This window comes from Shewanella sp. K8 (assembly GCF_028823715.1).
Taxonomy (GTDB): Bacteria; Pseudomonadota; Gammaproteobacteria; order Enterobacterales; family Shewanellaceae; genus Shewanella; species Shewanella algae.
Map to the genome: position 1 here is coordinate 1 of NZ_JAPEHY010000077.1, position 2558 is coordinate 2558.

Below are 2558 nucleotides of genomic sequence, written 5' to 3' on the forward strand. Positions count from 1 at the left end.
AGTGTATTGGAAATCTCATCAATGTTATGGTCTTAAATTCGGGGGAAAGGTCATATGGAACAACGACATCGTTAAAGTAGTTGAAGTCAATTCCCTTTATATGTTGGAAGGTGACAGTTGTACCTTTATTTTGTGTATGTGCGGTAGCCTCGGGCTCATACTGACTTAAACGCCCAGAGTCTATTGTGAACTTAAATGCCTTTTTGCCGTCATACGTATTCCAAGTAGCTTGTTCACAGAACTTGATAAAACTGAAGCGCCCTCGACCTTTCTTACCACGGGTAGTTGGCTTGGAAACATTTTTCTTTTTCGAATCCAAGAATAAGTCCAAAGTATTTTCTAGATCATCGATATCAATACCATCGCCATTATCTGAGATAGTTATTGATGCAACTCCCTGCATCAGATTGACTTCTGTCTTAACAGAAACCTGTGTCGCATTCGCATCAAACCCATTCCAAATATATTCACACAAAGCTTGTTCTGGTTTTAAGCCAGTGAGTTGGCTCTTGATGCTATGATCTGTTGTTTTTAAATACCTAGCTTTCATATTATCTGCTCCTTTCGCAGATTCTAATTTGCTTTATAACATTTTAATAGTGAGACCTTGCAAGCTTGTTCTACCTTCTAAGGAACGAGGTGTGTAGTGGCATAGTGAATTTGGCCATCTAAATAGACGGAGTGATAGACTCACTTCTCGCTAATGGGTGGCAGATATGAAGAACACAAGACCGACATTCAGCGCTGAGTTTAAGCTAGAGGCTGCTCAGCTAGTAACAAAGCAAGGCTATAGTGTGGCAGAGGCGGCAACCGCAATGGGAGTCAGCAATTCAGCCATGCGAAAGTGGGTAAAACAGCTCCAACAGGAACTGCAAGGCGATTCCCCCAAAGGCTCACCACTTACGCCTGAGCAACAGCGGATCCGTGAGTTAGAAAAGAAACTTCGCCGCATCGAAGAAGAGAACATTATTTTGAAAAAGGCTACGGCTCTCTTGATGTCAGACTCACTGAACAGTTCTCGCTAGTCGAGAAACTCAGGCAGAGCCATAGTGTAAAACTTATTTGTTCAGTATTTGGTATTCATCGCAGCAGCTATAAGTATTGGCAAGGTAGACCTGTAGTGGCCAATTTAACTTGACCACTACAGTGATTTATATGTCGGCGAAGTAAGAAGTACCAAGAACAGGTTGTTTATTTGACTGCGGCGTGGGCTGTTTGTCCTTCGGACACGCTACCGATTATTCCGTACATCCTGTACTTCACCCTTCGGGACTGCTAAAGCCGTTCAAAAATGTTCCCGACATTTTTGTCGCGTGGCGGGCCAGAGTCCCTTCGGCTCCAGCTAAGTGACAGAAACTGTTCTGTCACTTGTCCTTTGGACACGCTTCCGCCCATGGATTTCGGATTCCAGCGTTCCTTCCGCTCCCTAAGGGTTTGATTGTATTGAACAAGTGTTCCACTTATGCCTGAACGTACCACATCATTTTTCAATCGTCTGTAGGACTTTTGCTATTTCTTACAAAAAGTTGCGTTTGCTCAATCTCTGACTTCGCATGCTTACAGGCAAGTTAGCCCTGAGCTTGAATAGTCTTCTTCGGTTACTTTGCCTCGGCACAGACTTTGTCCCGATGTTTAGCCAATTCTGGGCTGCTGTCCTGCATTGCCTTGAGAATAAGCTGATTACATTCCTTGTCTTTTAGCTGTTGCTCGGTTTTCCGGGCTGGTGCGCTTATCATAGCAATCATGGGTTTGTAGTTGAGCGAGGCATTGCAGTACATCCGCGATAAGCTGCGGCCTTTTGAGTTGAGGTTTTTCATGCCGGATAGCTGGTTGCACAAATCTGTGAACATGGCTTTCGCTTGCAGGGTGCACTTGGAATAGGACGTTGCTTGCTGCTTTAGGTCGGCACAGACACTTTCTTGCTTTACCTGCCAGAGAAAGTGCTGGAATCGAATGTCGGTGCCCTTGTAGGTGAGTGTTTGGGCTGTGACAGTAGTGTTTGCCGCATCAATGTAGGCGTTAGTGATGTTATTGCTCACCATCTCCAGATAAGCGGCGAACAGTTGCGACAGTGGATCCATAGCTCATCCTTAAGTAGCTGCTTGTATGTAAAAGCTTGGCTTCCCTTTAGTTAGCTAAAGATATTACCGTCTTTGAACTGGCTTTCAAATGCTTTGTGTTATGGTTGGTTTTCGGTTCTTACATAGTCTGTACACTTATTGACAGTACTCCAAGGGAAAGCGGTTTGTACTTCCTGCCTGATACTCTTTATGGGTTTCTCGTTGAGAAAGCGTCCATTGGTGCACTCGGGTGATGACTTCCACCCCAAAGCTGACAATGCCCCTTGCCCCTGAGGCGGGTTAGGGCTTCATCGCCGTAGCGGTTGGTTTTGACTGCCGGAATACCCGAAGCACAACTGAGTCGCTAAAGATATACACCTAATTCCCAGGCACAGGCGGAACTGTGACCTTCCGAGGCATGGATGCCGAGGCAGAGCTTACAAGGATGATGGGATGGACACCTCTTGTTAAGAAGGCGTCATTAGCGCCATATTGAAT

At 45.4% G+C, this 2558-nt stretch carries 2 protein-coding genes and 1 pseudogene; 1 reads left to right on the forward strand and 2 read right to left on the reverse strand.

Translation table 11 applies throughout. The annotated features are described in order from the left end of the window. Window positions 1-550 (reverse strand): ATP-binding protein (locus ON072_RS20895; protein WP_261753338.1); only part of this gene is annotated, 550 nt, incomplete at its 3' end. A gap of 166 nt (window positions 551-716) precedes the next feature. Here ON072_RS20895 and ON072_RS20900 point away from each other — a divergent pair. Continuing rightward, window positions 717-1117: pseudogene (locus ON072_RS20900) on the forward strand (transposase); the annotation flags it as partial. A 481-nt stretch (window positions 1118-1598) separates the two neighbouring features. Here ON072_RS20900 and ON072_RS20905 read toward each other — a convergent pair. Beyond that, window positions 1599-2081, reverse strand: a complete 483-nt coding sequence (locus ON072_RS20905; protein ID WP_144379774.1) for a hypothetical protein — start codon at window positions 2079-2081, stop codon at window positions 1599-1601. Between the last annotated feature and the right edge of the window lie 477 nt (window positions 2082-2558).

Coding starts and splice junctions, on each gene's coding strand:
- ON072_RS20905 (WP_144379774.1), bottom strand. CDS start 2,081: ATGGATCCACTGTCGCAACTGTTCGCCGCTTATCTGGAGATGGTGAGC.